We start from the raw sequence: 12,524 nt of genomic DNA on the forward strand, positions 1-12,524 counted from the left end.
CGCCTCCTGGAGGTACGCGGTTGATCGTCCGCAGAGCTACGGACGGCTACCGGAGAAACCTATATGAGAGAACGGATGATGTCACTTTCGGTGACCGCGGGCGAGCCCGCGACGACGCGCTCGCATCGACCCGCCAGTTCGCGGCGATCCCGACCGGGTGCCTCGGGTGGGTGGATGACGATGGTGACGGCCAGGCCGCGTGCCCGCAGCACCCGCCGGAGCGTGTCGGCCGGGGTGTCCGCGCCGATGAAGCTCGGCGCCGTGGCCGTGGTCCCGTCGGTGCCCACGAAGCGCAGCTTCACCGGGACCACCGGCACGTTCGCGTCGATCGCGGCCTGGAAGAAGGCGGGCCGGAACGCACCGGCCGATCGGCCGCAGTAGGTGGTGCCCTCGGGGAACACGATCACCGACGAATCGCGGTGCAGGCGGCCGGCGACCTCGCCGACGGTCCCCGGCAAGCCGCGGAGTGTGCCGCGGTCGACGGCGATGACGCCGAACCGGCGCGCGAGGGATGACACCACCGGCATCCCGACGACATCGGATTTGGCCACCACATGGGCGGGGCTGACCAGCGCCAGCGCGAGAACGTCGAGGAAGGAGATGTGATTGGCGACCACGAGGCCCGCCCGCGCCGGATCGGATCGTCGGTCCTCGACGTCGACGGAGATGCCCAATGCCGCCAGCAGAGCGCCCGACGCGGGGGCCCGGAGAGCGCGCGCCGGCCGGCGACGCAGGCGCGCCACCACTGCGGCGGTCAGAACGGCCCAGAGAATCCACACCACGACCGCGGCGAGACGGCACAGCCGCCACGCGACGATCGTCGCGTCGGAGATCGCGCCGAGCGGCCGCGCCGCCGTCGCGCCGATGCAGCTTTCGCCGCACGTGCTGATCGGGAACCACGGATGAGCGGCACCGCCGGACGAGCGGACCGGTGTGCACTGGGCGTGAACGCGCCGGGGACCAGCCGTGCGCAGTGCGACCGGACCGACCAGCAGCGCGGTCATCGTGCCGCGCCCCCGGACTCCGGCGCGATACCCGCATCGGTCGATCCGAGCCGTCTGGCACTGGATCGCAGCCGGTCGAGGTATCGCTTGTTCGCACCCTCGCGGTCGAGCAGGGTCAGGAAGTCCGCGACGTCGAAGACGTCGTCGACCGCGGGCTCGCCACAGATCCTGGCACCGAGTCGGAGGTACCCGCGCATCAGCGGCGGCATCGCGACCGTGTCCGCGGGCACGATGTCGTCGAGCAGGCGTCCGCCGATGCGCGCTGCCGCCAGTGGGTGTGCCCGCCGCCGGGGGTCCTGGTGGTCGTCGCGCAGCCGGTCCCGCAGGGCGCGCAACGACGATCCCGGGAGCCACTCCCCCGGACTGTGCAGCGGCACCGACACGCACCCCATCAGGTACCGCAGATCGGCGTCGTCCATGTAGTGGAGCAGCGCCGCCCACATGAGCGCGGTCACCGACCCGTCGCGGTGCGCGGGATGAACACAGGCGCGGCCCAATTCGACGGTGGCGGAGACGATGTCGTTCATCTCGCGAAGATCGAACTCGGTCGCCGAGTACCAGCCGCCGGCGGCAATGGCCCGGGCCGGAGCAAGGAGTCGTGCACAGCCGACCACACCATCGTCGGCGTGGCGGACGATGAGGTGTTCGCAGAAGGCGTCGAACCGGTCGGCGTCGCGGCCGGTGACCGCGTCCCCGATGCGGTTGGAGAAGCCGGGCTCGTCGGCGAAGACGCGGTACCGCAACTCCTGTGCGGCGACGATGTCGGCGGGATCGTCGGACACGAGGACGCGGATGGGTCCCGCGGTGAGCAGGGTCGTCGGCACGGCCCGCGTGAACCGTGCGCGCGAGACGTGGCTGGTGCGGACTGGCGACTGCATGGCGTTCATGACTCGAATGAAAGCCAGACCGGGCATCGGCGGGACCACCGGAGTGTGTCGTGTCGGTGCGGGTTCGATGAACTCGGGCCGCCATCGGGTGAACACGCTTCGCGGCGGCCACCTGCGGGTGAACGACCCCCGAACGCACGGTGACCCCCGACGCGGAGTCGGGGGTCACCGGGTTGTGGAGCTGATCAGCGGGCGATCACTTGCGCTTCTTGACCTCTTCGGTCAGCTGCGGCGCGACGTTGAACAGGTCACCGACGATGCCGTAGTCGGCGATCTCGAAGATCGGGGCCTCTTCGTCCTTGTTGACTGCCACGATCGTCTTCGAGGTCTGCATGCCGGCGCGGTGCTGGATGGCGCCCGAGATGCCCAGGGCGACGTACAGCTGCGGCGAGACGGTCTTGCCGGTCTGACCGACCTGGAACTGACCCGGGTAGTAACCGGAGTCGACGGCCGCACGCGAGGCGCCGACGGCAGCACCGAGCACATCGGCGAGTTCCTCGACGACCGAGAACTTCTCGGCACTGCCGACACCACGGCCACCCGAGACGACGATCGACGCCTCGGTCAGCTCCGGGCGGTCGCCGCCGACGTTCGGCTCGACCTTGGTGATCTTGACCGCGCCCTCGCCCTGAGCGGGGACCTCGACGTCGACACGCTCGCCGGCACCGGCCTGCGGAGCGGCCTCGACGCCACCGGGGCGGATCGAGAAGACCGGCACGTCGCCCTTGGCCTGGGCGTCGACGGTGAAGGCGCCACCGAAGATCGAGTGGATGCCCACGCCGCCTTCCTTGACGTCGACGATGTCGGCGAGGACGCCGGAGCCGAGGCGCACGGCCAAGCGTCCCGCGATCTCCTTGCCGTCGGCGGTCGCCGGGACGAGGATGCCGGCCGGCGATGCGGTCTCGGCGATCGAGGCGAGGACGTCGACCTGCGGGGTGATGAGGTAGCTGCCCGCGTCGTCGGACTCGGCGACGTAGATCTTCTCCGCGCCGGCCTCCTTGAGTCCGTCGATGATGCCGTCGGCCGAGCCGGGCTTGCCGACGACGACTGCCGACGGGGTGCCGAGCGCGCGGGCGGCGGTGATGAGCTCGCTGGTGACCTTCTTCAGGGCGCCTTCGGCGTCCTGTTCCACGAGAACGAGTACTTCTGACATGGTGGTTTTCTCCTGAATGTCTGGGGGTTCGCCGGTGGTCTGCGTGGAGAAGGTCAGATGATCTTCTGGCCGACCAGGTACTCGGCGACCTTGGTGCCGCCGTCGCCTTCGTCGGTGACGCGCTCGCCCGCGGTCTTCGGCGGCTTCGGGGTGTTCGCCGTCACGACCGAGCCGGCGTTCTCCAGGCCCACGTCGCTCGCCTCGACGTCGATCTCGGCGAGGGTGAGAACGGTGACTTCCTTCTTCTTCGCGGCCATGATGCCCTTGAAGGACGGGAAGCGCGGCTCGTTGATCTTCTCGTTGACGCTGACGATGGCCGGGAGGCTCGCCTCGACGTGGAAGATGCCGTCGTCGGTCTCACGCTCGCCCTTGAGGGTCTCGCCCTCCAGGGTCAGCTTGCGCAGGTGCGTGAGGTGCGGCAGCTCGAGGTACTCGGCGATCATGGCCGGGATGGCGCCGACGCGGCCGTCGGTGGCCTCGTTGCCGGCGATGACCAGCTCGACACCCTCGACCGTGCCGAGTGCCCGCGCGAGGACGTATGCGGTCTGCACCGCGTCCGAGCCGTGCATGAGGTCGTCCTTGATGTGGATCGCCTTGTCCGCACCCATCGACAGTGCCTTGCGAATGGCGTCGGTCGCGCGCTCGGGGCCCGCCGTCAGGATGGTGACCTCACCGCCGTCGGCCTCCTTGATCTTCAGCGCTTCCTCGACGGCGCGCTCGTTGATCTCGTCCAGGACGGCGTCAGCGGCTTCACGGTCCAGGGTGTAGTCGTCGTCGGACAACTTGCGCTCGGACCACGTGTCGGGAACCTGCTTGATCAGTACGACAATGTTTGTCATGGGTCTACGTCGACCTCCTGCATCGGGTTCGGCAACTTACCGGCGGGTAAGGCCATGGGTCCCCACCACTTTAGCGTCTCCTATGTTTCCACTAAACATCGACTACCTCACACAATGCGGCGACCGTTCGCTCGCTCGGCACGACGGCCCCGGCGACCGGTGGGGCATGCCCTACTCTCTGTCAGATGACTGACGCAGACCTCGGATCGTCGCGCGGGACGGCAACCACTGGTCTCGAGGCGCTCGACACCGACCAGCAGCTCGCACTCACCGGCGAGCGCACGGTCCCGGGGATTCCCGCCGAGAACTACTGGTTCCGGCGCCACGAGATCGCCTATCGCCACATCGCCGGCCGATGTGCAGGTCGCGATGTCCTCGAAGCCGGGTCCGGCGAGGGTTACGGCGCCGCGATGATCGCCGACGCCGGCGCGTCGTCCGTGGTCTGCGTCGACTACGACACCGCCGCCGTCGAGCACACCCGTCGCCGGTATCCCGAACTCGTCGTCCACCAGGGCAATCTCGTCGACCTCCCGCTCGCCGACGGCTCGGTCGACGTCGTGGTCAACTTCCAGGTGATCGAACACCTCTGGGACCAGCCCCGCTTCGTCGCCGAATGCCGCCGCGTGCTGCGCCCCGGCGGGTCGTTGCTGATGTCGACGCCCAACCGCATCACCTTCTCCCCCGGTCGCGACACACCGCTCAACCCCTTCCACACCCGCGAGCTCGACGCGGCCGAACTCACCGAACTGCTCACCGAGGGAGGTTTCGCGGTCGACGCGATGCTCGGCGTCGTGCACGGACCTCGACTGCGGGGGCTCGACGCCAAGTGGGGTGGTTCGCTCATCGACGCCCAGATCGAGCGGGCGCTCGCCGGGGAGCCCTGGCCCGACGAACTCGCCGCGGATGTCGCCGGCGTGGTCGCCGCGGACTTCGAGTTCGTCGACTCGGGTGAGCACGACATCGACGCCTCCCTCGACCTGTTCGCGGTCGCGTTGCGGGGCTGAGGGTGACCACCGGAACCGCTTCCGTTCCGGGCCAGTTCACACTGGTCCTGCATTCGCATCTGCCGTGGCTGGCCAATCACGGGCGCTGGCCGGTCGGCGAGGAATGGCTGTATCAGTCGTGGGCAGCGTCGTACCTGCCGTTGTTCGACGTCCTCGAACGTCTTGCCGCCGACGGATTCACCGACCAGCTCTCGCTCGGCATCACGCCGGTCCTGGCCGCCCAGCTCGACGACCCGCACTGCGCGTCGTCGATGTACGAGTGGCTCGCCGACTGGCAGCTCCGGGCCACCCAGGCCGCGATGTCCCGAGACTCCGACCGCGCAGCAGCGGGACGCCGTGAGTACCTCGACGCCCAACGTGCCCTCGACACCTTCGCGAACCGGTGGCGCCACGGCGCGTCGCCCTTGATCCGGGAGCTGGCCGCGAGCGGGGTCGTCGAGATCCTGGGCGGCCCCCTCGCCCATCCGTTCGCGCCGCTTCTCGACCCGCGACTGCGCCACTTCTCACTGACCGAGGGGCTCGCAGACGCCCACGCGCGCTGGGGATTCGATCCGTCCGGCATCTGGGCTCCCGAATGCGCCTTCGCGCCCGGGATGGAGACCGAATACGACAGCGCAGGCGTGGGCCACTTCATGGTCGACGGGCCCGCCTTGCACGGCGACACCGCGCTGGGACGCCCCGTCGGCGACAGCGCAGTCGTCGCCTACGGACGTGACCTGACGGTGAGCTATCGGGTCTGGTCGCCCAAGTCGGGTTATCCGGGCCACGGCGCCTACCGCGACTTCCACACGTATGACCACGACACCGGACTCAAGCGGTTCCGGGTCACCGGTAGGACCGTGTCCGGCGACGACAAGAAGCCGTATGACCCCGCCCGGGTCGACGCGGTTCTCGACCGGCATGTCGAGGACTTCGTCGCGCACGTACGCGCACGGCTCATCGACGAGTCCGACCGGATCGGCCGTCCCGCGCTGGTCGTCGCGGCGTTCGACACCGAGCTGTTCGGGCACTGGTGGCACGAGGGCCCCATCTGGCTCGAGCGGGTGCTCCGCCGCCTGCCCGAGGTCGGGGTCACCGTCGGAACACTGGCGGGCGCAACGCAAGCCGGGTTCGTCGGTGCACCGTTCGATCTCCCCCGATCGTCGTGGGGCTCGGGCAAGGACTGGCGGGTGTGGAACGGTCCGGCCGTGCAGCACCTGGTCGACCTGAACGCGGAGGTCACCGAGACGGCCCTCGACGCGGTGGCCAAGATGCAGCATCGAGGCGGTGGGCGGAATCGCGTGGCCGATCAGATCCTGCGGGAGACGCTCCTGACCGTGTCGTCGGACTGGCCGTTCATGGTGTCGAAGGACACCGCCGCGCAGTACGCTGTGTCGCGAGCTCACACGCATGCGCACGCCACCCGCGAGATCAGCGACGCGGCGATGCGAGGCCGCGACGACGCTGCCGAGACGCTCGCCGCCAGCTGGTCGCGCGCCGACAATCTCTTTCCCGCACTCGATGCGCGTCGGCTTCGGACGACGCTGACCGCCGACCGGGCCGACGATGACGACACCGGCTCCGGCACCGGGACACGGGGGCCGGCAGGGACCGGCGCAGCCGGGACCGACACCGAGGGGGAAATCGGATGAGGGTGTTGTTCGTGTCGTGGGAGTACCCGCCCGTGGTGGTGGGCGGACTCGGTCGGCACGTACATCATTTGGCGACCGAGATGGCCGCCGCGGGTCACGACGTGGTGGTCCTGACCCGGCGACCGTCGGGAACCGATGCGGTGAGTCACCCGACGACGGACACCGTCGTCGACGGCGTGCGCGTCGTGGCCGTCGCCGAGGATCCGCCGGAGTTCGAGTTCGGGCAGGACATGATGGCGTGGACGCTCGCCATGGGGCATGCGTTCGTGCGAGCGGGGTTGCGGATTCTGCACGGCGGCGCCGGGAGCGGAGCGAGCGGGCCGAATCTACCCGGCGCCGGGAGCGGAGCGAGCGGGCCGAATCTACCCGGCGCCGGGAGCGGAGCGAGCGAGCCGGGGTCGCGGTGGGTGCCCGACGTGGTGCACGCGCATGACTGGCTGGTCGCCCACCCGGCCATCGCGCTGGCCGAATTCTTCGACGTGCCTTTGGTTTCCACGATCCACGCGACCGAGGCCGGGCGGCACAGCGGCTGGGTGAGCGGTCGGACGAACCGGCAGGTGCATTCGGTGGAGTGGTGGCTGGTGTCGGAGTCCGACGCCCTCATCACGTGTTCGGCGTCGATGCGCGACGAGGTGAACCGACTGTTCGGGTACGACGCCGCCGACATCACGGTGATCCACAACGGCATCGACATCCGCACGTGGCCGTTCGCCGAGCGCTCGCGACCGGGTGGTCCGGCGGAGTTGCTGTTCGCGGGGCGTCTCGAATACGAGAAGGGCGTGCAGGATCTGCTGGCCGCGCTCCCGCGGATCCGGCGTAGCCATCCGGGGACGACGCTGACCGTCGCCGGTGACGGCACACAGCGGGACTGGCTGATGGAGCAGGCCCGCAAGCACCGGGTCAGCAAGGCGGTGACCTTCGTCGGTCCGGTCGACCACGGCGAGCTGGTCACGCTGATGCATCGCTGCGACGCGATCGTCCTGCCCAGCCGCTACGAGCCGTTCGGCATCGTGGCGCTGGAGGCGGCGGCGACCGGGGCGCCGTTGATCGTGTCGACCGCGGGCGGCCTGGGCGAGGCGGTCCGCGAACCCGACACCGGCCTGACCTTCGAGCCTGCGGATGTCGCGGGTCTGGCGGCGGCGGTCCGTGCGACGCTGTCCGATCCGGGGGCGGCGGCGCAACGCGCCCTGCGGGCCCGGGCGCGGCTCACCGCGGAGTTCTCGTGGGCCGAGGTCGCCGAGCGGACCGCGAGCGTGCACCTCGCGGCGAAGCGTCGGGTCCGGCACGCGATCGGACGACCCGACATCCCGGAACGCCCTCTGCCGGAACGGGACCCGGGGCAGGCGTAGCGCGGCTCGCTTCGTGACCGACAGACGTCGACGGCCGCTCTTTCCGGACCACGGGAACCATGGGTTCACTGGCTCTCTCCGGTTCCGGAACGATCGGAATCAGTCCCGTTCGGCCGCGGCCTTCTTGCGTTCGATGTCGGCGAGGGCGCGTTCGAGTTCGGCGCGCTCCGCCGCGTTAGACGCCCAGGCGTCCATCCGGTTCTTGACCACCCGGGCGGGTGCGCCGACCGCGATGGCGTAGTCGGGGATGACACCCTTGACCACCGCGTGCGAACCGAGGACGCATCCGCGACCGACGATCGTGTTGCGCAGGACTGACACCTTGGCCGCCACCCACGTGTCCGGACCGATCCGGACGGGGCCCTTCACGATGCCCTGGTCTTTGATCGGCAGCGTGATGTCGTCCATCTTGTGATCGAAGTCGCAGATGTAGCACCAGTCGGCGATGAGGGTGGAGCCGCCGATCTCGAGGTCGAGGTACGAGTTGACCACGTTGTTGCAGCCGAACACGGTCTTGTCGCCGATGCGAAGGCTGCCCTCGTGACAGCGGATGGAGTTGCCGTCGCCGATGTGTACCCAACGCCCGATCTCCATGCGGGCCAGCTCCGGTGTCGCGTGGATCTCGACGTTGCGCCCGAGGAACACCATGCCCCGCAGCACGATGTGCGGGTTGGCCAGGCGGAAACGCGCGAGACGGTAGTAGCGCACGAGGTACCACGGTGTGTACGCGCGATTGCGTCTCACCCAGCGCAGCGAGTCCAGGGTGAGGAAACGCGCCTGGTCGGGGTCGCGGCGTCGGCCTGCGCGCCGGCGGGACCGGTACGAGGCGTTCCACATGGTGGTCATGACGAGAAACCCTAATCGACGCGATTTTCGCGCACGATAGGCTCACTGCTGGCACGCACGGGTGCCATTCGACGGCATGGGCGCCGGGAGCGGAGCGAGCGGGCCCACTGTCATCGTCCGGCGCCGTGCAACGACGACGGCCCGGACACGACGACGAGGAGCAGGATGGCTTTCGCACGACCGCAGGTGTCTCGACGCCGCCGATCTGCGCTGACCCGCCTGCTCGTCGCGCTGACGGCCGTGAGCTCGCTGGTCCTCGCCGGCTGCTCGGACGGCCACATCGATGTCCGCTCCGTCCCGAGCGTCGGCTGGCCCAGCTATGGGGGCGTCCCGGGCAACGCCAATTTCGCGTATGCCGATGTGCCCGAGGACCTGACGCTGAGCTGGACCCGGCCCACCGGCGGCCCGGTCACCGCGCCGGTGACCATCTCCGGCAAGGGGAACGTGGGCGTGACGTCGAATGCGGCGGCCGGATGCAACGTCCTGGTGCTCGACAGCCGGTCGGGGCGCAAGAACTTCTGCAAGGACATGCGGGCCGGCGTCGAGATCAACGCGATGCTCGTCGACCAGTACGACCAGCCCTATCTCGGCGAGGAATCGACCTTCCTGGCCTTCAATGCCGGCGGCGCGATCCGGTGGCGGGCGGGTGTGATCGGCGTTCCGCTGTCGGCGAAGTTCGCGGCGCCCAACACCGTGCTGGTGGCCAGCACGCAGGGCCAGATCCTGCTGATCGACACCCAGCGCAACGAACTCCTCGCGCCCGAGGTGAAACTGCGGGCCGACGCCGATCCCGCGCAACCGCTCCGCGGTTTCGGCGACTGCGTGCGCAACGGGCCGCAGTGCGCGATACCCGCACCTCCGGCAGTGGACACCCAGCGAGAACTGTTCTATCTCAACTTCTTCCCGCAGGGCGCGGCGACTTCGCAGATCCGGGCGATGAAGTACGGCCCGGTCGCCGGAAACCGTGAGGTCCGGACCGCCTGGCAGGCCGACGTCCCGAGCGGCGTCGTCGGGACACCGACGCTCTCGGCCGACGGCGCGACCCTCTATGCGTTCTCGCGCGACGGCAAGATCGTCGCCCTGAACACCGACGACGGATCGACCCGGTGGACTCATGACATCGGCGGGCACGGTTTCGCGACGATGACCGTCTCGCCGGACGGCCTGATCATCCCGACCGGTTCACTCGGCGCCCCGCTGACCCTCCTTCGCGACCGCGGCGATCGCGCCGAGCAGGTCTGGCAGCGCACCGATCTGGCGACGGTCAGCCTGTCCGCGCTGACCCAGCAGCAGACCGCGTGGACGGTCGCCCGCGACCCCGGCAAGGACTCACTGTCTCTGGTCGAGGTGTCCACGACCGACGGCGCGACCACACGGACTCTGCCGCTGCCCGATTCGCGCGGCTTCGCGACCGGGGTCTCGGTGTCCTACTCCGGACAGATCGCCACCGCGACCAACCTCGGTGAGGTGTACTTCTTCGACAGCAAGGCGAACCTCGAGTAAGCGCTCAGCGAGTGCGGGATCCGTACCGGAAACCGATACGGATCCCGGATTCTGCGCGACTAGAACCGGACGCCCGGCTCGCAGATGAACGCGACACCCTTACGTCCGATCCGGGTGAGTACCACCGACAACGGTCGGGAGCCCTTGAGCTTGAGCTTCTTTCGCAGCCGGTCCGGGTCGACGTCGAGTCCACGGACGAGGATCTCGAGCGGGCCGCACTCCAGCGCGGCGAGCGCCTTCCGGAGCACCTTCTCGGCCACGCCCGTCTCCTCGATCACCCGGAACCCGCGCGCGCCCTCGGGGACCGAACTGCCGGTGAGATAAGCGATCTGCGGATCGAGTTGCCAGAGCCCGTACCGGTGGGCGTAGTGCCGGACCAGTCCTGCCCGGACGATCGCCCCATCCGGATCGACGATCCACTCCCCGGCCTCACCGGCGGGCACGTCGTCGGCCTCGCGGTCGGTGATCTCGACTTCGGCGACCGTGCCGTCTGATCTGGTCCGCAGGACGGTGGCTCGACGACCGGGCTCCACCCCGGGCCCCGACCACAGGCATGCCTCGCGCACGCCGCCGTCGAGGGAGGTGACCTGGACCTCGCCGTCGAAGCCGAAGCGGTTCCGCAGCATCTGATGATCCAACCCGGGGGCGCATTTCACGATCAGGACGCGGCCGGGGTAGGTGGTCAGCAGTTCGAAGAGCGGTGGGGTGAGCTGGTCGAGCCGGAAGATCCGGCCGGCGTCCGTTCGTCGCGCCGGATCGGCGAGCAGCACGTCTGCAGTCGAGGTCGGGGTCAGCGCATCCGCGACCAGCAGTGTCGCGTCGGGCACGTTCGCCCGCGCCATCGCGAGCCGGAGTCGGTCGATGTCGCTGCCGATGACACCCTGGATATCGCTGACGCGCACCAGTTCTCGAAGTTCTGCACCGATCGAGCAGGTCAGATCGTGCACCACCGACGCCGGGAATCGCTCCGCGATCTCGGCGGCGCGATGCGCGGCGACCACCGATGCGGTCGCCTGCTGAAGGGCGTCGTCGGTGAGCAGGAGGGCCTCGGCGTCACGCAGTTTCGGGTGCGCGCGCCGTCGGCACCGCACCGTCTCGATGAGCGCGGCATCGTGCGGCGCATACCGGCTACGGACCTCGGTGATGTCGGCCAGCATCGTCGACGGCGACAGATCGAGGCCGGACACCGTCTCGAGCGCCTTCTCACCGTGACGCGACCGTAGGAACGCGACATCGTCGAGACCGAAGGAGTAGCCCATGATGCTTGCAGGCTACCGTCGCGGCGCACACCGGCGGTGCACACCACCATCGCGGCACATCACCGCCGGGGCGACGTCCGAGAATTCTGCGACGATGGCGAGGTGAACGTCGACGACGATCTGCCATACCCGCCGCGTCGGATCGCGGTGGCGGGCGTGTCGGGGGTCGGCAAGACGACCACCGCACGCCGGATCGCCACGATCGTCGACGTCCCCCATGTCGAGATCGACGCGCTGCATCACGGCCCCGATTGGACACGCAGGCCCGAATTCTTGGACGACGTACAAACATTCATCGACAACGTTGCGTGGGTGACGGAATGGCAGTACCGCGACGCCCGGCCACTGATCGCGGCGAACGCCGACATCCTGGTGTGGCTCGACCTGCCGTACTGGACGACGACGTTCCCGCGCGTCGTCCGCCGCACGATCCGCCGCCGAGTCCGCCGCGAAGTGCTGTGGCACGGCAACATCGAACCGCCGATGAGGACCATCCTCACCGACCCCGAACACATCATCCGATGGTCGGTGAGCCACCGGCACGCGTATACAGAATCGGTGCCTCGTCTGGGCGAGACCCATCCCGGCCCGCCGGTCGCGCGGTTGCGATCGCAGGCCGAGGTCGACGCCTGGCTCGCCGGGCTCTCGCCCGGGCCGAGCGGGGCTGACAGCGCAACCCGCGTGCCGGCGGTACGGCGAGCCGACGGCCCCGGGTAAACGAGTCGAGTTCGCGACACAGCCGCCGCCCCGGGACAGAATGGATCCATGAGAGATCGAGGTATCCATGCAAAGTCCTGAACCACGCCGCTACCTTTCCCAGCGGCAGGTCGCCGAGCGGATCGGCGTGGTGCCCTCCGCTCTCGGCCGGTACAAACTCCCCACCGCGGATGTGACGATCGGTCCGGTCGACGAGGACGGCACCATTCCCCGCGGGACAGTGCGTGGTTGGCTACCGACGACGATCGACGAGTGGCATTCGAAGCGTCCTGGGCGTGGAGCGCGCACCGACCTGCACAAGGCCGAGAGCGAAGACAGAACTCCGGGGTGAG

At 69.2% G+C, this 12,524-nt stretch carries 12 protein-coding genes; 6 read left to right on the forward strand and 6 right to left on the reverse strand.

The genetic code is table 11. The features are described 5' to 3' along the window. Positions 1-59: 59 nt before the first annotated feature. From CA982_RS06535 to CA982_RS06550, 4 genes are all read right to left on the reverse strand, one after another. Positions 60-1,004: a lysophospholipid acyltransferase family protein gene (locus tag CA982_RS06535; RefSeq protein WP_086534534.1), complete on the reverse strand. Its 945-nt coding sequence runs from the start codon at positions 1,002-1,004 to the stop codon at positions 60-62. Next, the gene (locus CA982_RS06540; protein ID WP_086534535.1) at positions 1,001-1,987 is read right to left on the reverse strand and encodes a GNAT family N-acetyltransferase; all 987 of its coding nucleotides are present in this window, start codon (positions 1,985-1,987) and stop codon (positions 1,001-1,003) included. The genes CA982_RS06535 and CA982_RS06540 overlap by 4 nt, the downstream gene beginning before the upstream one ends. Before the next feature lie 100 nt (positions 1,988-2,087). Continuing rightward, positions 2,088-3,044, reverse strand: coding sequence for an electron transfer flavoprotein subunit alpha/FixB family protein (locus CA982_RS06545; protein ID WP_086534536.1), 957 nt, complete (start codon positions 3,042-3,044; stop codon positions 2,088-2,090). A gap of 53 nt (positions 3,045-3,097) precedes the next feature. After that, positions 3,098-3,883: an electron transfer flavoprotein subunit beta/FixA family protein gene (locus CA982_RS06550; RefSeq protein WP_004019278.1), complete on the reverse strand. Its 786-nt coding sequence runs from the start codon at positions 3,881-3,883 to the stop codon at positions 3,098-3,100. Between the two features lie 185 nt (positions 3,884-4,068). On the opposite strand from CA982_RS06550, the gene CA982_RS06555 reads away from it, so the two are divergent. From CA982_RS06555 to CA982_RS06565, 3 genes are read left to right on the forward strand one after another with little or no spacing between them, the layout of a single operon-like run. After that, on the forward strand, positions 4,069-4,887 hold the full coding sequence (locus CA982_RS06555) for a class I SAM-dependent methyltransferase (RefSeq protein ID WP_086534537.1): 819 nt from the start codon (positions 4,069-4,071) through the stop codon (positions 4,885-4,887). A gap of 2 nt (positions 4,888-4,889) precedes the next feature. Continuing rightward, complete coding sequence (locus tag CA982_RS06560; RefSeq protein WP_086534538.1) at positions 4,890-6,518, forward strand: 1,4-alpha-glucan branching protein domain-containing protein; 1,629 nt, start codon at positions 4,890-4,892, stop codon at positions 6,516-6,518. Further along, entirely contained in the window at positions 6,515-7,867 is a 1,353-nt protein-coding gene (locus CA982_RS06565; RefSeq protein WP_086534539.1) for a glycosyltransferase family 4 protein, read from the forward strand. The genes CA982_RS06560 and CA982_RS06565 overlap by 4 nt, the downstream gene beginning before the upstream one ends. 99 nt (positions 7,868-7,966) lie before the next feature. Here the strand turns inward: CA982_RS06565 and CA982_RS06570 are convergent, their stop codons facing one another. Continuing rightward, entirely contained in the window at positions 7,967-8,713 is a 747-nt protein-coding gene (locus CA982_RS06570; RefSeq protein WP_086534540.1) for an acyltransferase, read from the reverse strand. A gap of 165 nt (positions 8,714-8,878) precedes the next feature. On the opposite strand from CA982_RS06570, the gene CA982_RS06575 reads away from it, so the two are divergent. Next, complete coding sequence (locus tag CA982_RS06575; protein ID WP_086534541.1) at positions 8,879-10,216, forward strand: outer membrane protein assembly factor BamB family protein; 1,338 nt, start codon at positions 8,879-8,881, stop codon at positions 10,214-10,216. Positions 10,217-10,275: 59 nt separating this feature from the next. Here CA982_RS06575 and CA982_RS06580 read toward each other — a convergent pair whose 3' ends face one another. After that, a complete protein-coding gene (locus CA982_RS06580) occupies positions 10,276-11,475 on the reverse strand; it encodes a class I SAM-dependent methyltransferase (protein WP_086534542.1) in 1,200 nt (399 codons plus the stop codon). A gap of 102 nt (positions 11,476-11,577) precedes the next feature. Between CA982_RS06580 and CA982_RS06585 the strand changes: the two genes are divergently transcribed. Together CA982_RS06585 and CA982_RS06590 are read left to right on the forward strand one after the other, a co-directional pair. Further along, the gene (locus CA982_RS06585; protein ID WP_244176152.1) at positions 11,578-12,192 is read left to right on the forward strand and encodes a P-loop NTPase family protein; all 615 of its coding nucleotides are present in this window, start codon (positions 11,578-11,580) and stop codon (positions 12,190-12,192) included. A 67-nt stretch (positions 12,193-12,259) separates the two neighbouring features. Beyond that, positions 12,260-12,523: a helix-turn-helix domain-containing protein gene (locus CA982_RS06590; protein WP_086534543.1), complete on the forward strand. Its 264-nt coding sequence runs from the start codon at positions 12,260-12,262 to the stop codon at positions 12,521-12,523. Position 12,524: the final 1 nt, after the last annotated feature.

This window comes from Gordonia lacunae, from assembly GCF_002149015.1.
Taxonomy (GTDB): Bacteria; Actinomycetota; Actinomycetes; order Mycobacteriales; family Mycobacteriaceae; genus Gordonia; species Gordonia lacunae.